Raw genomic sequence first — 22,541 nt, 5'->3', positions numbered from 1 at the left:
CCACTTATTGGTAATATCAATCCCCTAATATCAATTCATGTTCAGGGTAGCTGATAATATGCGAGAAAACTGTAAAATGCGTTTAAAACAGCGGAAAATGTAGTTTTTTAGCGTTTTTTTACTAAACAAAAAGTTAAGGTCATTCTATGATTCGTTAACATATTGTCTAGTTTCATAGAGAAGGGACAATGTTAAAATAACATAAATTCAGAATATTCCCTAAAATAGGAGGTCCTTTGCATGACAGTAACTAGTTTAAAGACAACGACATCGTATGTGCGCGATCGTGAGGCAGTTATAGCTTTAACACAGAAGCTCGTACGAATTGAAAGCGTTTACCGTGAGAATGATCCGAACGGTAATGAACAAGAGGTTGCGAATTTTGTTGCGGCATATTTACGAGATATTGGTATTGAAACGCATATCGAGGAGGTTGTGCCTGGGCGACCAAATGTTATTGGGATTATTGATTCGGGGAAGCCGGGGAAAACATTGCTTTTTGAGGGGCATACAGATGTAGTTACGGAAGGTAATCGAGAAGCATGGGCCTATGATCCATTCGGGGCAGAGATTGTGGATGGGCGCATGTATGGTAGAGGGACGAATGATACAAAGGGAAATCTTGCTTGTATGATTACAGCTTGTCAGTCATTGTTACTGGATCAGGAGGAGTTTACGGGCAAGATTATTTTATGTATTCCTTGTGATGAAGAAGGGTTGATGCTGGGCATTAAACATTTTATTAAAAATGGCTGGGCTGATGGTGTGGATGGAGCGATTATCTGTGAGCCCCAGGAAAATAATGTCTGTATTGCACAGCGTGGGGCTATTCGTTTACAGGTAGATATTTTCGGTAAAATGGCGCATGGAGCAATTTCGTGGAGCGGCATAAATCCGAACTGGCGGATGGCACGTTTGATCGTAGAGCTTGAAAAACTGGAAAAAGAGGAGCAAGCGAGGTTAGGGCGTGATCCAATGTTGAATTGGCCGTCGATTACGCCAACGATTTTACGTGCGCCTGTAAAGGGGGATGCACAGATCAATGTTATTCCGGATCATTGTATGACGACACTTGATATTCGTACGGTTCCAGCGCAAGACCATAATGAACTGCTTGGCAAAATTGAAGCGATCATTAAACGTTTACAAGCGGATGATCCTGATTTTAAAGTCGAGCTAACGGTCCTTGATAATCGACCAGCAACAGCAACAGCAAAGGAAGATCCTGTTGTACAGGCTATTTATGAGGCAGTGGCAGAGGTGACAGAGAAGGAGCCAAAATACAATGGTGTTCCTGGAGCAACAGATGGTACGTTTCTTCATGTGCATGGAATTCCGATTGTGACAGTTGGCGCAGGAGATCGTGAAATTCCACATCAAATCAATGAATATGTAGATATTGAAGAATTGGCAGAAACAACTGCTATTTATCGTTTAGCAGCATTAAAATTTTTGGCTGGTGATGCACAATGACAGTGATCAAAATAGCGGTAATACCTGGAGATGGCATAGGGAAAGAAGTAATGCAGGAAGCGTTAAAAGTGTTAAATTGCTTGCAAGAACAAGATAGCTCCTTACAAATTGAAACAACGATCTTTCCTTGGAGCTCTGATTACTACGTGCAGCATGGCTGTATGATGCCTGATCATGCACTTGAAACACTTCAAGCGTATGATGCGATTTTATTTGGTGCAATTGGCGATGCCCGTGTGCCTGATGATGTAACGGTGTGGGAATTGATTATGCCGATTCGGAAACAGTTCCAGCAATATGTGAATTTCCGTCCTATTAAATCACTGCCTGGGATTACGTCCCCTTTGGCTCGTGGCAATGACATAGATTTTGTCATCTTCCGTGAAAATGCAGAGGGCGAGTATTCAGATAGTGGTGGGCGATTGTATCAACAGCAGCCACAGGAAATGACCATTCAAAATACGATTATGACGCGCATTGGCATTGAAAAAATTGTCCAAGCTGCCTGTGATTATGCGAAGCAACACGGGAAAACCAAATTAACAAGTGCCACAAAATCGAATGCGATTATTCATTCCATGAAATTTTGGGATGAGCATACAAGAAAAACGGTGGCAGAAAGCGCTCCAGCACTACAGCTCGAATCCATTTACATTGATGCATTAGTTGCTTATTTTGTCGAACGACCACAGGACTTTGAGGTGGTTGTAGCATCCAATTTATTCGGTGATATTTTATCTGATTTAGGCTCTGCGATTGTTGGAGGTCTTGGTTTATCTCCGTCGGCCAATCTGAATCCCGAGAAGGATTTTCCTTCCATGTTTGAGCCTGTACATGGTTCGGCACCTGATATTGCTGGAAAGGGCATTGCTAATCCAATCGCTCAAATTTGGTCGCTTGCCTTACTTCTTGGGCATCAAGGGAGAACGGATTTAGAGCAGCTTATAGTCAATGCTATTACAACGGTACTACAACAGGGTCTTGTGAAAACAGCAGATATTGGTGGACAAGCGACAACTGAACAAATGGGCGACGCTATTTGTCAGGAAATCATAAATAGGACGATAACAGCTGGAGGTGTTTAGGATGACAGTTGAGCAACAGGTCATTGTTGTAACAGGCGCAGGTGGCGGTATGGGAAAAGCCATTATTGAAGAACAGCTAAAGCAAGGCAATATTGTGGTAGCGCTCGATTTATCAGTAGAGCCTCTAAAAGAAATTGCACATGATTCTTTGCAATGCTTTGAAGTCAATGTTTTGCATGAGGAGCGTGTTCATGCAATCTGCCAGCAGGTTTTTGATAACTATGGTAGGATTGATGGCCTTGTCAATGCGCTTGGGGTTGCACAATCAGCCACACCAATTGAACAGGTAACGATGGATGAGTGGAATCGTTTAATGGATGTCAACGTGAAAAGCTTATTTATCACGACAAAAGCTATTGTCCCTTTTATGAAACAGCAGCAAAAGGGTTCCATTATTACGATTGCCTCTATTTCTGCAGTACGTCCGAGACCGGGCCTCCAGGCTTATATTGCGTCAAAGGGCGCAGCGGAAAGCTTTACGAGAGGGCTTGCTATTGAACTAGCATCAAGTCAAATTCGTGTTAATACGATTCATCCAGGACCAGCTGATACACAAATGCTTGGTCAATTTGCTGCACTGGGAGCAGATATAGAGCAAACAAAGCAAAGTGTATTTGTACAATCTGTCCCACTAGGTCGATTAGTGATGCCTTCTGATATTGCAGGAGCTGTTAGTTATTTACTATCAGATGCAGCAAGCATGGTTACAGGGACGACATTACATGTAGATGGTGGTCGTGGATTATAGGAGGGGTACAATGAAAAAAATTCCTATGTTAATCAATGGGGAGTGGGTTCATGGTGCGGCATTAGTGGATGTTCGAAATCCATCAACTGGAGAAGTGATTGCGCAAATTAGCAATGCTAGTAAAGCGCAGGTTGATGAAGCAGTACGTGCAGCTCGTGTAGCATTTGAAAGTGACGATTGGCGTCAATGGAAGGCGTATGAACGAGGGCAGTTATTGATTGAACTTGCCCATTATATTCGCATGCATGCAGAGGAATGGAGTTTACTAGAATGTCGCGATGTAGGAAAACCTTTATCACAGGCAAGAGCAGATATTGAAGCCGCCGCTCGCTATTTTGAATTTTACGGCGGGGCTGCAGATAAAGTGATGGGGGATACCATTCCGATTGAGGATGGACTATTAAATGCGGTAGTGCTAGAGCCAGTCGGCATTACGGTACATATTGTGCCATGGAATTATCCGATTCAAATTACAGCGAGAAGTGTTGCAGCGGCTATTGCTACAGGCAATGCCGTTATAGTGAAGAGTGCCGAGGATACACCGCTTACAACGCATGCGATCGCTGAATGGTTGGCCGATAAATTGCCTAAGGGGATTTTTCAGCATATTACCGGTCTGGGACGAGATGTTGGTCCGTATTTAACATCACATCCTGATATTAACCATATTACGTTTACGGGCTCAGTTCCTACTGGTATCGCAGTGATGAAGGCTGCTGCGGAAAATATTATTCCTGTGACATTAGAGCTTGGAGGGAAATCGCCTAATATTGTTTTTGCCGATGCGAATATAGAGCAAGCACTGGAAGGTGTTATGCGTGCCATTATTCAAAATGCAGGTCAAACTTGTTCTGCAGGGGCCCGTTTAATCATTGAAGAAACGGTCAAAGATTCATTCGTTTCGCAATTAGTGGAAAAATTCCAAGCGCTACAAGTAGGACCTGGTGAGGCAGATTTGGATATGGGCCCACTATTAAATGAACGGCAATTTACGAAAATTACTGGATTACTACAGCAAGCAAAGGCAGATGGCTATGTCATCACGGGTGGGGAGCCATTACTAATAGAAGGCTATGACAAAGGGTACTATATACAGCCAACTATACTGGATGGTGTCGATTCAAAGGATCCATTAGCACAGGAAGAAATTTTTGGTCCCGTGTTGACGGTTTTGACATTTTCAAGTGTGGAGGAAGCCATTGCCTTAGCCAATAGCACCGACTATGGCCTAGTGGCTGGCGTTTGGTCACAAAATATTGATACTGCTCATTTTGTGGCAAGCCGCGTGCAGGCTGGACAAGTATTTATCAATAATTACGGGGCAGCCGGTGGGATTCAAATGCCATTTGGAGGCTATAAAAAAAGTGGGATTGGTCGAGAAAAGGGCTTTGTTGCACTGCGAAACTATACGCAAATGAAAAATATCGCTATACGCTATGCACCACCTAATCAACGCTGAGATGGAGGGACGCATATGGAACAGCCAAAAGAAAAAGAAGTCCTTTTAGAGGTCAAGCAATTATCGATTAAATTCCATTTGAAAAATGGTAAAGAGGCGAAAGTTGTTGAAGATGTAAACTTTACTATTCATAAAAGCGAAACGGTTGCACTTGTAGGCGAATCAGGAAGTGGCAAAAGTATTACATCGTTAGCGATTATGCGTTTACTTCCTATACCGCCAGGTGAAATTACAGCAGGTTCCATCGCCTTAAACGGGAGGAATCTACTAGATTATAAAAATAAAGAAATGAGCCGTATTCGTGGCAATGAAATTAGTATGATTTTCCAAGAGCCAATGACCTCTTTAGATCCTGTCTTTACCATTGGAAATCAAATGATAGAAGGCATTCGCAGGCATCAAAAGGTATCCAAAAAAGAAGCGTGGAATCAAGCGTTACATTTATTAAAGGAAGTTGGGATTGCGAATGCAGAAAAGGTGATTGCAGAATACCCCCACCAATTATCAGGGGGGATGCGGCAACGTGTGATGATTGCCATCGCCATGTCCAATCATCCGCAGCTCTTGATTGCGGATGAGCCAACCACTGCACTGGATGTTACAGTGCAGGCACAAATTTTAAAGCTGATGATGAAAATGAAGGAAGAGCATCAATCAGCAATTTTATTTATTACCCATGATATGAGTGTTGTGGCTGAAACGGCTGACCGTGTCATGGTGATGTATGCAGGGCAAATTGTCGAGGAAGCCCCTGTGAGAGAGCTATTTTTAAATCCGCAGCATCCTTATACAACAGCTCTCTTAAAAACGATGCCTAGTCTTGAAACAGATGTGAAAAGGCTACCTTCGATTCCAGGTAGCGTGCCACCTGCATATGCATTACCGAATGGTTGTCGTTTTGCCCCTCGTTGTCCGCATGTAATGGCACATTGTCATCAGGAGCAACCAGCCATCCATCATATTCAGGAGGCACATAAAGTACGCTGTCATTTATTCACAGAGAAAGGAGAGCTGGCTCATGACGGAGAAAGAAGTTTTGCTGGAAATTAACCATTTAAAAGCCTACTTTCCTGTGAAGCGCAAGTCCATGAAGGAGGAAAAAAAGGTCATTAAAGCAGTGGATGATATTTCGATTGAGATTTATAGAGGAGAAACACTTGGGATTGTGGGCGAATCAGGCTCTGGAAAATCAACATTTGGGCGAACGATTTTAAAGCTTGTTGAACCAACTGGTGGAGAAGTTTTGTATAAGGGACAACCGATCCAGCATTTAAAGGGCAACAAGCTGCAAAGCTATCGCAATCAAATGCAAATGATTTTTCAGGATCCCTTCGCTTCCCTTAATCCTCGCAAGCGGATTAGCTCTATTATTGAAGAACCGATGAAGCTGCAATTAACGTTGACAAAGGAACAACGAAAAGAGCGTGTTAAGGAGCTATTGCAAAAGGTAGGTCTACCAGAGGATGCCATGCATAAGTTTCCGCATGAATTTTCTGGTGGTCAGCGCCAACGTATTGGTATTGCAAGGGCACTAGCCATCCATCCAGAGTTTATTATTGCGGATGAGCCTGTGTCGGCACTCGATGTATCGGTTCAGTCACAAGTACTAAACTTAATGATGGATTTACAGGATGAATTTCATTTAACCTATTTATTTATCTCCCATGATTTAAGCGTTGTGAAGCATATTAGTGACCGAGTGGCAGTGTTGTATTTAGGTAGAGTGGTGGAAATAGGCACAAAAAAAGAGCTTTATGCCAATCCATTGCATCCATACACTCAAGCATTGCTCTCTGCCATTCCTGTTGTTAATTTTGATGAGCCAAAACAGGAAATACTTTTACAAGGTGAATTACCAAGTCCAATGAATCCGCCTGTTGGCTGTGTCTTTCATACACGTTGTCCGTTTGTTATGGAAAAGTGTCATCAGGAAAGACCGATGCTTCAGCAAGAAAATGCCAATCAGCGAGTTGCCTGCTTTTTATATAATAAATAATCTGAATATTAAAACTATTTAAGGTTGAGGTGTTGGTGATGTTTGGCAATATAACTGATGTTCCTGGAATTAAGGTGGGACATAGGGAAAACAAGGAAGGAATTACTGGCTGCACGGCACTTTTAGTGGAGCACGGAGCAGTATGTGGGGTGGATGTCCGAGGCTCTGCACCAGGTACTCGTGAAACGGATGCATTAGACCCAATCAATGAGATTGACCGTGTACATGGTATTTGTTTATCTGGGGGGAGTGCTTTTGGTTTAGATGCGGCGACAGGAGTTATGCAGTTTCTAGAGGAGCAAGGGATTGGAGTAGATGCAGGTGTGGCAAAAATTCCTATTGTTCCAAGTGCTGTATTGTTCGATTTATTTATTGGAGATCCTCAAGCTCGACCAACTGCACTTATGGGCTATGAAGCAGCAAAAGCAGCACAAGTTGGATCATTTCCAAACGGCAATGTCGGCGCTGGCTATGGCGCAACGGTTGGAAAACTAGCAGGACCTGACTTTGCGATGAAGGGTGGACTTGGTAGTGCTTCCTATGCTGGTAAAGATGGTCTAGTAGCGGGTGCTATCGTAGCTGTCAATGCAGTGGGTGATATCAAGGATCCTGCTACAAGGGAAATTTTAGCAGGAGCAAGAGATGCTCAATCAGGACAGTGGCTAGACTGCTGTACCTATTTAGAGCAGCATGCTCAATCGGAGGCATTAGCTGGCACGAATACAACCATTGGCGTTGTGGCAGTGAATGCGAAGCTTACGAAAGCGGAGGCTAAAAAGATTGCCCAGCTTACACAAAATGCTTTAGCACGAACGATTTATCCTGTCCACACGATGCTCGATGGCGATACAATTTTTGTGCTCGGTACAGGAGATCAATGCTATGCGCTTGATTATTTAGGGCATTTAGCAACAAAGGTCATGGAGGAAGCCATTCTCGCTGGTATTAAAGCTGCAGAAAAATTAGCAGATGTTGAAAGCTATACGAGCATTCAAAATAGAAGCACTTAGGAAAAGGGGGAACGACCATGAAATTGAAAAACAGAGGGTTTATGCTAATAACTTTCATCATGGCATTGGTGATGAGTGCGTGTTCAAGTGATGGAGAGAAAAATGCTGCAAGCACAGGGACTTCAGATGGTCAAACGACTACAGATGTTCCACAGGAAATCGTTGTACGTGTCAATGATGATCCTGATTTTTTAGATCCACATAAAGCAACAGCGTCCATTTCCTATCAAATGATTTTGAATATTTTTGAGGGACTGATGGCACCCGAAACGGATGGCTCGCTAAAAGAAGGGCTGGCAGAGAGCTACGAAATTTCTGAGGATGGTTTAACGTATACGTTTAAAATTCGTCAAGGCGTGAAGTTTCATAATGGCGATGATGTAACGATGGAGGATATTCAATATTCCTTTGACCGTTTAATGGGGAAAAACGGAGGGGAAAAAATGTCCAATAACTTTGATAATGTAGCATCTACAGAGGCACCAGATGCCAATACATTTGTTATAAAGCTAAAAGAGCCAAATTCAAATTTCCTGTATTCATTAACAGCAAGACAGTCAGCCATTATTCCTAAAAGTAATGATGGGAAGCATAATGAAAATCCAATCGGCACAGGCCCATTTGCCTTTGTGAAATACGCACCTGGTACCAACTTAGAGCTCAAGAAAAATGAGCACTACTGGCAGGAAGGATTGCCTTACCTAAATAAAGTTACCTTTGCCTTTCAATCGGATGATCAGGCTGCGATTATGAGCTTGATGGCCAATGAAGTAGATTTAACGAGCGTACCTTGGCACCGGGTTAGCGAGGTGGAGGCTAGCTATAATTTATCACATCAAAATAATAACTCCTCCTTAATCGTTACGTTTAATGAAACAAAGGCACCATTTGATAATGTCAAGGTACGTCAAGCAATCAACTACGCGATTAGTAAAGCCGATATCATTGATTCTGTATTTGCAGGCTATGCTGTACCACTTGGCTCTAATATGAGTCCAGCAATGGGCGATTTCCAAAAGAAGGGCTTAGAAAGTATGTATGAACGAGACGTGGAAAAAGCGAAAGCATTATTAGCAGAAGCTGGTTATCCGGATGGCTTTAAAACAAAGATTACGGTATCTTCGCATAATGATATTTACTCAAATATTGCACAAATTGTCGTGGCGAATTTACAAGAAATCGGCATTGATGTCGAAATTGAAGTAGTGGAATGGGGCATTTGGCTAGATCGCGTTTACTTTGGTCGCGATTATGAAATGACAACGATTGATTTAACAGGTCGTGCATCTGCCTACGAAATTTTGAATGATTACATTTCTACCAATGATAGCGAAAACTTCTTCTTATTTAAAAATGAGGAATACGACAAAATTATGGCTGATGTGTTAAAGGAAACAGATCAGGCAAAACAAATAGACTATTATCATCGAGCACAGGAAATTTTAGCAGAGCAAGCCACAGCAGTTTATATTGCTGATTACCAAATCGTTTGGGGTTCTGACAAACAAGTGACGGGGCTTAAGAGCTATCCATTCTGGTTCCATGATATGTCAGAGGTTAAGTTTTCAAACTAGAAAGGGATGAATGCTGATGATGTATATCCTACGCCGAATCATCCTGTTAATAACAACCATCCTTCTAGTATCCATTATTACATTTGGTGTTTTTCAAATATTACCTGGTGATCCGGTTCGAACAATGTTGGGAACTGAGGCGGATTCCACACAAATTGAAAATTTACGATCTGAGCTTGGCTTGGATCGTCCTCTTTATGAACAATATGTGGATTGGATGAAGGGCTTATTGACAGGGCAATTAGGGGATTCCATTCGATTTTCCATGCCTGTAAAAGAGTTATTATTTGATCGGCTTCCTGTCACCATGTCTTTAGCAGGGCTCACGCTCATCATTGTCTTAATCATTTCCTTACCCTTAGGAATGTTTGCTGCAAGAAGACAAAATAAATTAAGTGATGTGTCATTATCGACCGTTACACAAATTGGTATGGCCGTACCATCCTTTTGGCTAGGGATGATGCTTATTCTTTACATTGGCCTACAGTTCAGCTTCTTTAAAATTAGTGGCTATATTCCTTGGACGCAAAGTGTAACAGGGGCGCTAAGTACACTAATCCTGCCAGCTTTAACGATAGCGATCCCACAAATTGCTGTTAATTTCCGTTATGTCCGAACAGCTATTTTGGAGCAGGTCCAGCTCGATTATGTCCGCACCATTCGCAGTAAGGGTATGTCTGAACAAAATGTGATGTATAAGCATGTATTGAAAAATTCAATGATACCGATTTTAACGGTTTTTGGTTTGATAATGGCAGAGGTTGTAGCGGGCACAATTATCGTGGAGCAAGTGTTTTCATTACCAGGAATCGGTCAGCTTCTTATTACGGCTATTAGTAATCGTGATTTCCCTCTTGTACAGGGAATTGTCATGTATATTACAGTAGCTGTCGTTATGATTAATTTTATCGTTGATGTTTTATATTCTGTGTTGGACCCTAGAATTCGATTACGTTAAGAGGTGGCTACAATGAAACAACTACAGCGCTATACTAAAAAAATCAATTTAGTCATTGGTCTCCTCGTGATTGTTGGCTTTCTACTCATCATGATTGTTAGCTTTTTTTATACACCCCATGATGTCAACGCGATGAATATACCAGAAAAATTGCGTGGGCCTGGTGGTGCATATATGTTTGGCACAGATGAGTTCGGGCGTGATATTTTTAGCCGCATTATGAAGGGGACACAAACAGCCTTTGCAGTGGGTCTATTAACCGTAGCAATTGGCACGGTGTTTGGCATCCTGATCGGAGGGATTGCAGGCTATGTTGGGGGCTGGATCGATGAAATTTTTATGCGGACGATGGATGCGTTAATGGCCTTTCCAGGCATTATATTAGCATTAATGCTTGTGGCAGTATTTGGTCCAGGTATTACGAATACCGCCATAGCACTTGGCATTATCGCAATACCTGCTATTGCGAGGATTGCACGAAGTGGCTTTGTGCAGCAACGGGATTCGGAATATGTGCTAGCAGCAAAATTAATTGGTGTTAAGCCTCATAGCATTATGTTCCGTCATATTTTGCCGAACATTTCGTCGCAAATTATTGTTGCAGCAACTGTGACATTTGCAACTGCGATGCTAGCTGAGGCAGCCCTAAGCTATTTAGGGCTTGGGGTACAGCCACCAAACCCTAGCTGGGGCAGAATGTTAAAAGATTCACAAGCTTATCTAATAGGTGCCCCTTGGTATACGTATGCCCCTGGAGGAGCCATTACAATTCTTGTTCTCGGTTTATATATGCTTAGTAACGCTTTACGAGATTTTATGGACCCACGTTCAAAATCGTAATAAATCAGGTGCTGTTTTTTGCAAGAGCGCATATGCCTTAACGGCCATTTCAATATTTAGGCGGTGCGGAGCTTGTAAAAAATCAGCACCTAATATACCTTCTAGCCGTTCGATTCGTTTATAAAGAGTTTGACGAACGATATACAGTTGTTCCGCCGTATCATTTTTAGCCCCATTACATGTTAAATATACTGCCAATGTTTGAAATAAATCATGGCTACTTTTCTGATCTAGCAGCAAAATCTCTTGTAAATAATCTTTCACATATTGCAGGAGGGTAGTTTGATCCTGCTGTAATAATAATCGATAAACACCTAAATCCTTATAATAGATAGAGCTTGTCAATTGATGATGCTGCATTTGGATGACCGATTTAGCCTCCTTATAGCCAAGATGAACACTCTCGATTGCTTGATAGACATGACTTATGCCACAGCTGAGGGTGAGCTGCTCAAAAAACTGTGCAGCTCGTCTAGCAGTAATCTGTGAAATTGCTTGATCGAAGGCATCCCGATTGTCTTTCATATAATCTGCGGCAATGTAAAAGGCTAAAATAATAATTTCATGCTGTCTTACCGATACGGTAGGGAAAAATCCTAGTTTTTTTAAAATAGAACGAACATACATGGCATTTTGCAATTGGATTTCCTGCCACTCTTCTTCAGGTACAACGTTAGCTACATCATGTAGATTGAACACGATGACTCGGTAAAATAAATTACGACTTTCGATAGGTAAATAGCTTTGATAGTACTGAATATCTACTGGCTGACCTTGAATTAAGGCAAGAATAAACTCATCCTCTCGGCTTTGCTGGCGCTCCTGAAGCATGCGGTTGCGCATTAAAATATGGGCAATCGACATCGTTGCGCGTTCAAGGTTTAATAGAGTGTAATCACTCGGCTTTGGCAGTCCAGAATGCATACATAAATAGCCCCATACTTGTCCAAGTCCATTGACAGGAATAATGACAAAATGATCCCCGTCAATCGATAAAAGGTGCAAGGGCTTTTGTAGTTCTAACTGCTGACAATGCTCCTCCATAACACGTAAGAATTTTTTAGCCTCGACAGGGTAGTAAAAGCTTTTAGTATCTTCCGAGACAAATAAAAAGGATGCCTCTGTATCTTGATAGAGGACTTGTAAAATTTTTAAAATACCATTCGGCATTAATGATAATTCCATAAAAGTTTTGGATAAGGTATCTAGCTGTGTAAGTGCCTGCTGGTGTTGATTAATTATGTACGTGTGTAAATCTTGCGTAATATCGATAAATCGTACAATTTCTTCAAAGATGATAATAGGGAAATGATGGGCATTCGCCATGGCAATCAATTCTGCGGGGACATGGTCAAAATAGTCTCCAATTTCAATACAAAGACCTGCAGCTTCATTGCGTATCAGATTTTGTAAGTAGGCAATTTGTGTTTCACGTTCTAATTGTAAACCGACACCAGTGGTTAAAATCAGTTCACCACCATTGATTAAAGTGTCAACATTTTTTATTTCTAAAATATGTGTCCATAGAACTTGACGATCAAGACCCTGCTGTCCTGCAATGAGCTTCGCTGATTCAAAATGCTTACGCTTGAGGACATCACGTACGAGTAGAGGATGTTTGGACATAATTTAGCACCTGCCCTTCGAATGTACAATGTCTATTTTATTATGTTAGATAAATCAGAAAATTTCAATATTAACTCGATTAATAGGGAAAATGGTGATAGATCAAAAGACATCAATGATACATGATTGGAGGTCATGATATGGAGCGAAACGATCAGTTCACACATACCTTACAACAAAAGGATCATGAAAACGTTTGGCATCACATGTCTATGCATAATGACAGGGCGCCCATAATCATTGAACAGGGAGAAGGCGCATGGATTACCGATAGTTTAGGCAATCGCTTTTTAGATGGCATGTCAGGCTTATGGGCCGTTAATGTGGGCTATGGACGTGAGCGTCTTGCCAAGGTTGCCTATGAGCAGTTGAAAAAGCTTTGCTATGCTCCTTTAACACAAAGTCATGAACCTGCCATCCGACTTGCTGAAAAAATTAATAGCTTATTAGAAGATGACTATATGATGTTTTATTCCAATAGCGGCTCTGATGCCAATGAGGTGGCCTTTAAAATAATACGCCAATACCATCAACAAAATGGGGAGGGGACCCGCTATAAAATCATCGCTCGCTATCGGGGCTATCATGGTAGCTCACTTGGGGCATTAGCTGCCACAGGGCAGGCATTACGAAAATATAAGTATGAGCCGTTAACACCTGGTTTCTTGCATGTTGCCCCACCAGATCATTATCGGCGTCCAAAAGGGCAATCGGTTGAGGCCTACAATATAGCGTGTGCCCGTGAAATGGAGGAAAAGATTATTTGGGAGCAAAAAGAAACGATTGCCGCTGTCATCATGGAGCCACTGATAACAGGTGGTGGTGTTCTTATCCCACACCCTACATATGTCAAGGAAGTAGAGCGCATTTGTAGAAAACATGGCGTATTACTTATTATCGATGAAGTAATATGTGGCTTCGGGCGAACAGGGAAGCTCTTTGGTCATCAACATTTCGATATTCGACCTGATGTCATTACTATGGCAAAAGGATTAACGAGTGCCTATCTACCGTTATCCATTACAGCAGTACGCAAAGATATTTACGAAAAATTTAAAGAGATGGATGGCTATAGCCATTTTCGACATATTAATACGTTCGGAGGTAATCCAGCAGCCTGTGCAGTAGCTTTAGAAAACATTAAAATTTTGGAGGAAGAGGGCCTTGTACAACGAGCAAGAGATTTGGGTATTCAATTCCTACATGATTTGCAAGACTTATTGGAGCTACCTTTTGTTGGAGATGTTCGTGGCCTAGGCTTACTTATTGGCATCGAACTAGTGGAAGATAAACAATCCCAAACACCGGCAAAGCCAGAACTAATCGCAAAAATTATAGCTGATTGTCAAGCAAATGGGTTAATTGTTGGGAAAAATGGCGATACAGTGGAGGGCTTCAATAATATCATTACGTTAAGTCCACCACTTTGCTGTACCGATGAAGATGTTGACTTTATGGTGGCGGTATTAAAAAGAGTATTTGCAGCTAATGCATAGCAGGAGGCGATTCCCGACGTGTGGAAGCACGGGGAATCGCCTTTAGTATTGTCGTTTATGACCTTTTTTCACTTCTTCCCAATCTATTTCTACATTATGCAAAACACGCGTCAAAAGACTGTGGATGCTGTCGATTTCCTCTGACGAGAACCCTTCGAGTGCACGCGCATTAGAGTATTCACCTTCCCGTTTTAAAAAGGGATAAATGTCCAAGCTTTTTGCAGTTGGAAAGAGTAATTTATTTTTCTTATTCCCCTGCTCAATACGTTTTTCAATAAAGCCCTTTGTCTCTAATTTTTTAATAGCCCGTGAAGCAGTAGTGCGATCCACCTTCAAAAGCTCCGCGACCTTTTCCTGAATGATGCCAGGGTTTTCACAAATTCGAATCACATATAAATATTGTCCCTTCGTTAAATCTAACTCCTTAAATTCAATATTACTAATTGAATCTAATGCTCGTGCAATCGCGCCTATTTCACGTAAGATTTCCTTCATTTTTTAATCCTCCTGAGATTTTTGTTGTATTTGCAATAAAAATCGTTCTATACTAATAGTATCATCTTCAACGTGAAATTGCATCTAAGGAAGATGGTGATGCAGAAGAAGCTAGGAGGAATAGTCATGAGTATAAAAAAGGTAACAACTGAAGCAGAATTACAAACAGCGTTTGATTTTCGACGTAACGTTTTTATCGAAGAGCAACAAGTCCCAGAGGAAGAAGAATATGATGAATTTGATGCGCTTGATGCACCATGTGATCATATTCTTGTCTATTACAACGAGCAACCTGTTGGAACAGGTAGACTTCGAGTAGTGGAGGGCTATGGCAAATTAGAGCGTATTTGCGTTTTGGAGGAATACCGCAAATATGGTCTTGGCAAAGAAATTATCGTTGGTTTAGAACAAATCGCACGAGATAAAGGCCTAACAAAAGCAAAGCTAAATGCCCAATCCTATGCAGAGGGCTTTTATGAAAAATTAGGCTATCAGCGTGAAGGTGAAGAATTCATGGATTGTGGCATCCCTCATATTCTAATGAAAAAATACTGGTAGTCATTTTTCAGTAATTTTCCAGACTTAGCGGGGACTAGGTAACCTTTTTTTGCTGTTTAGTTAAAAGGGGAGAAGGCATGGAATAAATGGATATTGCAGTAGTTGGATAGCCCAGACTGTAGACAAATTCAATGGATTTTGAGTTTGTCTACAGTCTTTTTTCTTTTCCAATGAAATAAAGTAAGCCGTTGATTTCTACTACGGGCGGACGCTTTCTGCGGGCGGGGTCGAGTACTTCCCTCTTCGCTCAGTCCAGGATCTCGACTTTCCAGCTATTCCCGCAGGAGTCGCCGCCCTTCGTTCCAATCAACTTATACATAAAGCACTCCTTATTTACCTATTGATAAAAAGTAAACTATTGAAATGATCAACCATGATGACGAAAAATCAAACCAATGAACGTGAACAATTAGAAATGTTAACAATTGATCAATTAGTTCTCACCAATCATTTAGTGCGAAAACTAGAGGCTGCTATTGATTTTTTCATTTATCTATCCTTTAGTAGAAAACTTCTACTCTGTTTATGGGCGTCCTAGTATTGATCCTGTTGTTCTCTTTAAGTTTTTGGTATTCGGTCCATGCGTCAAACCATCAAAAGCGTGGTATGCGATGGACAACCTTAAGAGGTCTTAAAATATTGTCCATGCAGGCGATGCTTACTTTCGCTGCTATGAATTTGAAAAAGCTGGCTACTTGGACATGGCAACAAGCTTAAGAGAGCAAATATGCTCGAAGAGTATGTGTGGTTTGGAAGTAAAAATGAAATAGGAAGAAAAATGACAAAAGCCATCGAGAGTGAGCTTCTCGATGGCTTTTGTCTACAGTCTGAGTTATCCAAAGTAGTTGGGTAGCCTTCCTCTAAATTTCTTTCACAACGGTATGTGCAAATCTATCATGTGGCAGACACTGTCCATGCTGTTGCTCAAATGCTTGACGATCTTTTAAATAAGCAAACGTACTAATCGTGTCTCGATAAGCCATTCGTTTAATAATTTGAGCGCAAGATAATGGACGACCATCTTCATTTTCAAGTGCTAGTCCCATTGCTTTGTAGCCAATAGTCTGTCCGTTTTTTCGGAGCTGTGCATATTCGAGTGCCCACAACACGACTGTTGGTGTAACTAGTGCATGAACAGCCTCATTTTTAACCTTTTTTCGTAGGAAATATTCAATACCGAACGTAGCAGCCGTTGAAATAGCTGTATCAATTAAAAAAGCTGCTGCTCGTTTTTTTGTCACCGATTCCATGAAAGACCTCCTTAGATTGACTTGTCTCTAATACATACGAAAAAGGGGATGTAAAGTTTCGAGTTAATCTACTTTTAATTCCAGTGGTAGTGCCGGATAAGACGGTATTGCCCCGTGCTTCGTAGTTGATAAGCCTGCATAGCGGTTTGCGAAAGATAGCAGGGACGTCGCCTCCAGTTCACAGTAAGCCACTAACCCCTCTACCTCTAGTTGATGTTGAAGGAATTGACTTAGAATAGCGCCAATAAAAGCATCACCTGCTCCCGTTGTATCAATGGCTTGCACCTTGTCAGCGGGAACTTTAACATGAAGATTTTTCGTATATAATGTGGCCCCGGCAGCACCATGTGTAATAATGATGACAGCTATATATCCATTGAATAATTGAAGGACCGCCCTCTGTTCATCCTCTATGGCGGTTAGAAATAAAAGCTCCTCCGCTGAAAGCTTCACCAGATGCGCTTGAGGTAAGAAGGCTAAAATGGTTTCACGACAAGCTGATTCATCCTGCCATAAAGGTAGGCGCACATTCGGGTCAAAGGAAACGAGGCTACCCACTTGATGTGCCTGTTCAAGAAAAGCAAGGTGGGCTTTCTTCATAGGACTTTCCACAAGATTCACAGAACAAAAATGCACAATATCCTTCGCAGTTAAAAGCTGTGAGGGGAGGTATTCTTGTTTGTATAATAAGTCCGCAGCATGTCGGCGATAAAATTGAAAGTCACGATCCCCTTGTTCATTTAATGATACAAAAGTAAGGCTTGTTTCTCCCTCCGTTGTTTGACGAATAAATTGAGTATCTACACCTGCTTGCTGTAATGTTTTTATCAGGAAATCACCAAAGGCATCCTGGCCCACCTGTGTTAGCAGAGCAGCCTGCAGGCCCAGTTTGGCACAAACCGCCGCTACATTTGCAGGAGCTCCACCGGCATGTTTCGTAAAGTGCTCGATATCGGTAAGAGAGCCTCGCTGCTGTGTTGGTGTAAAATCAATTAATAATTCTCCTATCGTGAAGAGTTTGCCCATTATGAGACCTCCTGTGGCAGTCGCTTTTTCTTTGGAACATAAATTGTATAAAAAATACCACCGAAAATTAATAAAATGCCCATCGTTTGCACAATGCTTGGCATAAAATCAAGCAGCAGCATATCAAGTAAAATCGCGACAACAGGGTCGACGAATACTAATACAGATACAAGAATGGTAGAAAGACTACGAATACTATCAAAAAATAAATAATAAACAAATCCAGTATGAATAAAGCCTGTGCCTAAAATATAAAACCAATTCGTTGAGGTTAAGCCATCAAAGAGTGCAAAATCAATGAAAGGCAGCAGCATGACGATTCCAACCGTTGTTTGAATATAAGTTAATGCATAGGAGCTTAGCTTGGTAATCGTTTTGCTTGTTAACATGGTGAGGGCATAAAAGACAGCTGAAAGTAAGGCCCACACAAAGCCCGATTGCATAAACTCCGAGAACGACACAAAATTCTGTAAGCCAATAATAAAAATACTACCAATAAAGCAAGTGATGGTTGCCACTAGCGCTTGAATAGTCATCTTTTCCTTTAAAAAAATCGCGCCTAATATTAAAACAAAAATAGGAGCTAAATTATAAATCGAAATTGCAATCGAAATTGACATTTCTTCAAAGGCTTTAAATAAAAATACCCAGTTTAAAACAATAAAGACACCGCAAATAATCGTTTGAAGAATTTCTTTTTTATCCCACACCTCTGATTTATGTCCACCTGTGATCAGCCACATACCTCCTAGAAAGAGGGTTGCGCAAATGCATCTAACAAAGACAAGCTCTGTAGCCGGAACACCAGTATGAACGGTAAAAAAGCCAATGGAGCCAAAAAGAGCCATCGATACAGTTAATTTAATGATTGCTGAAATGTTCATACGAAACCTTCTTTCTATTTTTTATCAATCTATAACTAGGGAAGAGAGTTATAGCTATTCTCGAATTTGACCGTTGCCATGAATAAAATATTTTGTTGATGTTAAGGCAGGTAAGCCCATTGGTCCACGAGCATGTAGCTTTTGCGTACTGATACCAATTTCTGCGCCATAGCCAAATTCAAAGCCGTCTGTGAAGCGGGTAGAGGCATTGTGATAAACCGCTGCTGCATCGACATTGTTTAAAAATGTTTCTGCGACCAATGAATCTTCCGTAATAATAGCTTCAGAATGATTCGTTCCAAATTGATGGATATGCTCAATCGCTTCATAGACGTTTTCGACTAACTTAACACTTATTTTTAAATCAAGGTACTCTGTCGCATAGTCATCTGTCGTAGCTGGAAGAGCGTCCTTAAATGACTGACACACTTGTTCATCACCGATGATTGTCACACCTGCTTCGTACAGAGACGATAAAAGCTGAACACCGTGTGCCTTAAACCAAGTAGGGTGGATCAGTAAGCTTTCTGCTGCATTACAGACAGAGGGCCGCTGTGTTTTAGCATTCAGACAAATGGTTTCTGCTTTTATGTAATCTGCCATTTGATCCACATAAATGTGACAGTTACCTGCACCTGTTTCAAGGACAGGGACAGACGCTTCATTAACAACTAAATCAATAAGCGCTTTGCCGCCACGAGGAATGAGTACATCTAAGTACTCTTTTAAATGAAATAGTTCTTTAGCTGTTTCCCGACGCGTATCCTCAATTAATTGCACCGCATCCGTTGGCATGGCTGTTTTGGCAAGTGCACGATGGATACTTGCGACAAGAGCCATATTTGAACTTTTAGCGGAGGAGCTCCCGCGCAATATGACAGCATTACCCGTTTTCAAAGAAAGTGTTGCTGCATCGACTGTGACATTTGGGCGAGCCTCATAAATCATGCCAATAACACCGAGTGGCACAATTCGCTTTTCAATGCGTAGCCCATTATCTTTCTCAATACGTTCCACAATGGTACCTACTGGATCGTTTAAGGAGACGAGCAAATGAATGGCATCTGCCATTGCCGCTATGCGCTCCTCATTAAGCATAATACGGTCCAATGTAGAAGCGGACATGCCTTTTTGCTCACCGAGTGCCAAATCCTTAGCATTTTCAGCTAGGATAATAGGCTGATCGATAAGAAGCTGTTCGGCAATTTTTGTCAAAGCCTCATTTTTTTCGCAGGTAGTTTTATTATTTAACGTGTAACTAGCGGCCTTTGCAAGACGACCTTTTTCTAGAATTTCACTTGTCATTTTTCATTCCTCCTTAATTCGTTTGAATTTTCAGCCATTTATCTCTGTGAATGACCTCGTTAGGACAATTCACCAATGTATCTGTCCGTTTTCCCATAGCAACAGCTAGCTCTAGAGATGAGTACAACACCTCACCACGTCCTAATAAACCATTTTCACTATAGACTTCGACCACGTCACCATTGATAAAATCTCCTTCTACACGGTACACCCCGGCAGGTAAAAGGCTTTTGCCATTGTCCATTAACGCTCGCTCAGCACCATTATCTATAAAAATTTTACCAGAAACTTCCGTAAGTGCAATCCACTGTTTATGATTCGTTAGCACTGCAAGCTCATCATGACCGACATAGGTTCCATCGCCATGACCAGCTAAAATATCCACAAGTTTTTGAACACCATGACCGGTTCCAATAAACACCCTAACACCTGCACGTAAAGCAGTTCGAGCTGCTAATAGCTTGGATGCCATGCCACCCGTGCCAACCTTTGATCCTGTACCCTCTGCAAAGCGAAGCAAATCATCTGTAATTGCTGTTAACTTATCAATGCGCTCAGCCTGTGGATTTTTAGCGGGATTAGCGTTATATAAGCCATTAATATCGGTTAAAATAATGAGTTGATCTGCATGGACCAGACCACTTACTAAAGCGGATAGCATATCATTATCACCAAAAGTTAATTCGCTAATAGATACGGTATCGTTTTCATTAATGATAGGTAACATTGAGCGTTCTAATAATTCCTCGAACGTCGCGTAAGCATTTTTATAGCATTCTTTTTTAGAAAAGTCTGTGCGAGTCAGTAAAATCTGTGCAGGCATAATATCATAGATACTAAATAAAGCACTGTACGTTTGAATAAGTAGACTTTGCCCTACCGCTGCCGCTGCCTGCTTACCTTTCACCGTCACAGGACGAGCTGGGTAGCCAAGTTGTTTAAAACCCGCAGCGACGGCACCCGATGAGACAAGTAAAACTTCATGTCCCTGTTTCTTTAATTCGGCGATTGCCTGTACGTGATCCATTAAGCGAACTTTATCGATTTCACCTTTTGCGTTCGTTAAAGAGCTACTGCCAATTTTAACAACAATTCTTTTTCTCTCCATCACACAACCTCCAGTTGAATACGTTCGTTCCTGCATATTACATCAAGATAAAAAAAGCCTTTTCATCCTAAAAATTAGGACGAAAAGACTTGCCTTCCGTGGTACCACCTACATTGAATATCATGCGACATTCCACTTTTCTCATAACGCTAGAGACTGCGCCTAGTTTGGCTAGGACGTTTCACGAAGTAGGTTCATCAGTCTTTCTTGTACAATGCCTTGCAGCCAATGGGCATTGCTCTCTTCACAAGAGTTACTAACTACTAGTCTTCATTCGTTTTGTCATCATACTGTTTTCAACTATTGACTAAAGGATGCACTACTTGCAAAGGTCTGTCAAGTTGAATTGACAAATTACTTGAAAGTTTTGAAAAGTTAAGAGGGTGAAGAGCAAAAGTGATAAAAAGGGAACCTAATCGATTATTTAAACCACCAAATAGCGATGAAAAGTGGCAGCATGGCCAAAACAATCACAAAGAAACTCCATACGATTTGTTTCCCGGAGGACATATTTTTTGGCTTGATGCTCATTTGTTCATAGAGCTGGTTAATGGCATACTGCTCCTTCGAATAAAGCATTGCTTGAAATTCTTCGTAATCTTGTATATAGCTAGATGGGGGACGTGGACTGAAACGCAAATTTCGTATGGAATCCGTTATGTCTTTTTCTCCCATCCAATAGGTAATAATGGGAGCTAGTCCTGAGTTTTGTGTAGCCTTAACCTCAATGTCATGTGATGTCATTTTATAATAAACCTGCCCGTGCTCATCCTCGTATTGCGTAACAATATCACTTACTGCCATACAATCACCTCTTATGAAAATTATCTGTAAAATCATGAGTTTCTACTATTATAATGTATTAGGAGAGAAAAGTATTGTCTGAACGAGCATAATTTGTGAAGCTAAAGTTCGTGAAAAAATTTAAATAAAGACATAAACTTATATCTAGTGAAAATAATGTCGTGTAGTATAATGTAAATAGTTTTTCAAAGAAGTTGAAGGAAGTGAAAGTAGTGGAAATTTCAACGTTATTCGCATTTTTAGGTGCAGCGATTATTTTAACGATAATGCCAGGGCCAGATAATTTGTTTGTGCTTGCGCAAAGTATTACACAAGATAAAAAAGCTGGTATTGCCACATCACTTGGATTATGTACGGGACTTCTTGTTCATATTAGTGCAGCGGTACTCGGTATCTCTGCGATTATTTATCAATCGACTATTATTTTCTCTATTGTAAAATTTGCAGGAGCAGCATATTTATTATATCTAGCTTGGCAATCATTTCGTGCAAAAGGAGATCCATTTTCTTGGCAGCAGCAAAATGTACAAGCCTATGTTAAGTTGTATAAAAAAGGGATTTTAATGAATATTTTAAATCCAAAAGTATCGCTATTTTTCCTAGCGCTCCTACCTCAGTTTGTTCATCCTTCACAAGGACATGTTGCGTTGCAAATGCTTATTTTGGGTATAGTATTTTTAGTTCAAGCATTGGTATTATTTATCTTATTTAGTTTGTTTGCAGGGAAGGTTAGAAATGTGATTATTGGTCAGCCTGTGATTGCAAAACGATTAAATATGATTCAAGGTATTCTCTTCACTTTTATTGGGATACAAATAGCTATTAGTAAACAATAGGGAGGAATGA

Annotated in this window: 21 protein-coding genes and 2 pseudogenes; 15 read left to right on the top strand and 8 right to left on the bottom strand. The window is 41.1% G+C overall.

Translation table 11 applies throughout. From position 1 onward, the window contains the following. Window positions 1-240: 240 nt before the first annotated feature. From ABC382_RS07010 to ABC382_RS06965, 10 genes are read left to right on the top strand one after another with little or no spacing between them, the layout of a single operon-like run. Window positions 241-1,473, top strand: a complete 1,233-nt coding sequence (locus ABC382_RS07010) for a M20 family metallopeptidase (protein ID WP_274796576.1) — start codon at window positions 241-243, stop codon at window positions 1,471-1,473. Beyond that, the gene (locus ABC382_RS07005) at window positions 1,470-2,558 is read left to right on the top strand and encodes a tartrate dehydrogenase (protein ID WP_313471237.1); all 1,089 of its coding nucleotides are present in this window, start codon (window positions 1,470-1,472) and stop codon (window positions 2,556-2,558) included. The genes ABC382_RS07010 and ABC382_RS07005 overlap by 4 nt, the downstream gene beginning before the upstream one ends. A gap of 1 nt (window position 2,559) precedes the next feature. Continuing rightward, entirely contained in the window at window positions 2,560-3,306 is a 747-nt protein-coding gene (locus tag ABC382_RS07000) for an SDR family NAD(P)-dependent oxidoreductase (protein WP_312507097.1), read from the top strand. A 10-nt stretch (window positions 3,307-3,316) separates the two neighbouring features. Beyond that, a complete protein-coding gene (locus ABC382_RS06995) occupies window positions 3,317-4,765 on the top strand; it encodes an aldehyde dehydrogenase family protein (RefSeq protein WP_274796579.1) in 1,449 nt (482 codons plus the stop codon). Window positions 4,766-4,780: 15 nt separating this feature from the next. Beyond that, a complete protein-coding gene (locus tag ABC382_RS06990) occupies window positions 4,781-5,815 on the top strand; it encodes an ABC transporter ATP-binding protein (RefSeq protein ID WP_322610501.1) in 1,035 nt (344 codons plus the stop codon). Beyond that, window positions 5,784-6,761: an ABC transporter ATP-binding protein gene (locus ABC382_RS06985; RefSeq protein WP_412926687.1), complete on the top strand. Its 978-nt coding sequence runs from the start codon at window positions 5,784-5,786 to the stop codon at window positions 6,759-6,761. Before ABC382_RS06990 ends, ABC382_RS06985 begins: the two co-directional genes overlap by 32 nt. Before the next feature lie 38 nt (window positions 6,762-6,799). Further along, window positions 6,800-7,771 carry a P1 family peptidase gene (locus tag ABC382_RS06980; protein ID WP_274796582.1) on the top strand — a complete coding sequence of 324 codons (972 nt, stop codon included), beginning with the start codon at window positions 6,800-6,802 and terminating at the stop codon, window positions 7,769-7,771. Between the two features lie 17 nt (window positions 7,772-7,788). Next, on the top strand, window positions 7,789-9,345 hold the full coding sequence (locus ABC382_RS06975; RefSeq protein ID WP_274796583.1) for an ABC transporter substrate-binding protein: 1,557 nt from the start codon (window positions 7,789-7,791) through the stop codon (window positions 9,343-9,345). 16 nt (window positions 9,346-9,361) lie between these two features. After that, on the top strand, window positions 9,362-10,303 hold the full coding sequence (locus tag ABC382_RS06970) for an ABC transporter permease (protein WP_312507094.1): 942 nt from the start codon (window positions 9,362-9,364) through the stop codon (window positions 10,301-10,303). A gap of 12 nt (window positions 10,304-10,315) precedes the next feature. Next, window positions 10,316-11,143 carry an ABC transporter permease gene (locus ABC382_RS06965; protein ID WP_274796585.1) on the top strand — a complete coding sequence of 276 codons (828 nt, stop codon included), beginning with the start codon at window positions 10,316-10,318 and terminating at the stop codon, window positions 11,141-11,143. Here ABC382_RS06965 and ABC382_RS06960 read toward each other — a convergent pair. After that, window positions 11,132-12,769, bottom strand: coding sequence for a PucR family transcriptional regulator (locus ABC382_RS06960; protein ID WP_274796586.1), 1,638 nt, complete (start codon window positions 12,767-12,769; stop codon window positions 11,132-11,134). The two genes, ABC382_RS06965 and ABC382_RS06960, sit on opposite strands and share 12 nt — an antisense overlap. Before the next feature lie 140 nt (window positions 12,770-12,909). On the opposite strand from ABC382_RS06960, the gene ABC382_RS06955 reads away from it, so the two are divergent. Further along, on the top strand, window positions 12,910-14,265 hold the full coding sequence (locus ABC382_RS06955) for an aspartate aminotransferase family protein (RefSeq protein ID WP_322605716.1): 1,356 nt from the start codon (window positions 12,910-12,912) through the stop codon (window positions 14,263-14,265). A 42-nt stretch (window positions 14,266-14,307) separates the two neighbouring features. Here ABC382_RS06955 and ABC382_RS06950 read toward each other — a convergent pair whose 3' ends face one another. Then, window positions 14,308-14,760, bottom strand: a complete 453-nt coding sequence (locus tag ABC382_RS06950; protein WP_274796588.1) for a MarR family winged helix-turn-helix transcriptional regulator — start codon at window positions 14,758-14,760, stop codon at window positions 14,308-14,310. Between the two features lie 126 nt (window positions 14,761-14,886). Between ABC382_RS06950 and ABC382_RS06945 the strand changes: the two genes are divergently transcribed. The 3 genes and pseudogenes from ABC382_RS06945 to ABC382_RS06935 all read left to right on the top strand — a co-directional run. Further along, window positions 14,887-15,318, top strand: coding sequence for a GNAT family N-acetyltransferase (locus ABC382_RS06945; protein ID WP_274796589.1), 432 nt, complete (start codon window positions 14,887-14,889; stop codon window positions 15,316-15,318). A gap of 373 nt (window positions 15,319-15,691) precedes the next feature. Further along, window positions 15,692-15,922: pseudogene (locus tag ABC382_RS06940) on the top strand (transposase); the annotation flags it as partial. Further along, window positions 15,916-16,035: pseudogene (locus ABC382_RS06935) on the top strand (transposase); the annotation flags it as partial. The pseudogenes ABC382_RS06940 and ABC382_RS06935, both read left to right, overlap by 7 nt. Before the next feature lie 143 nt (window positions 16,036-16,178). On the opposite strand, the gene ABC382_RS06930 reads toward ABC382_RS06935, so the two are convergent. The 6 genes from ABC382_RS06930 to ABC382_RS06905 all read right to left on the bottom strand — a co-directional run bounded on the left by ABC382_RS06930 (window position 16,179) and on the right by ABC382_RS06905 (window position 21,695). Then, on the bottom strand, window positions 16,179-16,568 hold the full coding sequence (locus tag ABC382_RS06930) for an RDD family protein (RefSeq protein WP_322610502.1): 390 nt from the start codon (window positions 16,566-16,568) through the stop codon (window positions 16,179-16,181). A gap of 63 nt (window positions 16,569-16,631) precedes the next feature. Continuing rightward, window positions 16,632-17,594: a carbohydrate kinase family protein gene (locus tag ABC382_RS06925; protein WP_322610503.1), complete on the bottom strand. Its 963-nt coding sequence runs from the start codon at window positions 17,592-17,594 to the stop codon at window positions 16,632-16,634. Next, window positions 17,594-18,478 (bottom strand): DMT family transporter, encoded by an 885-nt coding sequence (locus ABC382_RS06920; RefSeq protein ID WP_274796592.1) that lies wholly within the window; start codon window positions 18,476-18,478, stop codon window positions 17,594-17,596. The genes ABC382_RS06925 and ABC382_RS06920 overlap by 1 nt, the downstream gene beginning before the upstream one ends. 54 nt (window positions 18,479-18,532) lie before the next feature. Then, window positions 18,533-19,783, bottom strand: a complete 1,251-nt coding sequence (locus ABC382_RS06915; protein ID WP_412926686.1) for a glutamate-5-semialdehyde dehydrogenase — start codon at window positions 19,781-19,783, stop codon at window positions 18,533-18,535. A gap of 13 nt (window positions 19,784-19,796) precedes the next feature. Further along, complete coding sequence (gene proB / locus ABC382_RS06910; RefSeq protein ID WP_322610505.1) at window positions 19,797-20,891, bottom strand: glutamate 5-kinase; 1,095 nt, start codon at window positions 20,889-20,891, stop codon at window positions 19,797-19,799. A gap of 420 nt (window positions 20,892-21,311) precedes the next feature. Further along, a complete protein-coding gene (locus ABC382_RS06905; protein ID WP_274796595.1) occupies window positions 21,312-21,695 on the bottom strand; it encodes a sodium:proton antiporter in 384 nt (127 codons plus the stop codon). Window positions 21,696-21,907: 212 nt separating this feature from the next. Here ABC382_RS06905 and ABC382_RS06900 point away from each other — a divergent pair, with 212 nt between their 5' ends. After that, window positions 21,908-22,531, top strand: coding sequence for a LysE family translocator (locus tag ABC382_RS06900; protein ID WP_322610506.1), 624 nt, complete (start codon window positions 21,908-21,910; stop codon window positions 22,529-22,531). The last annotated feature ends 10 nt before the right edge of the window (window positions 22,532-22,541 follow it).

It is taken from the genome of Lysinibacillus phoenicis (genome assembly GCF_047238325.1).
Lineage (GTDB): Bacteria > Bacillota > Bacilli > Bacillales_A > Planococcaceae > Lysinibacillus > Lysinibacillus irui.
The sequence above is the reverse complement of the archived record's forward strand: the minus strand, read 5'-3'. Positions and strand labels throughout refer to the sequence as shown.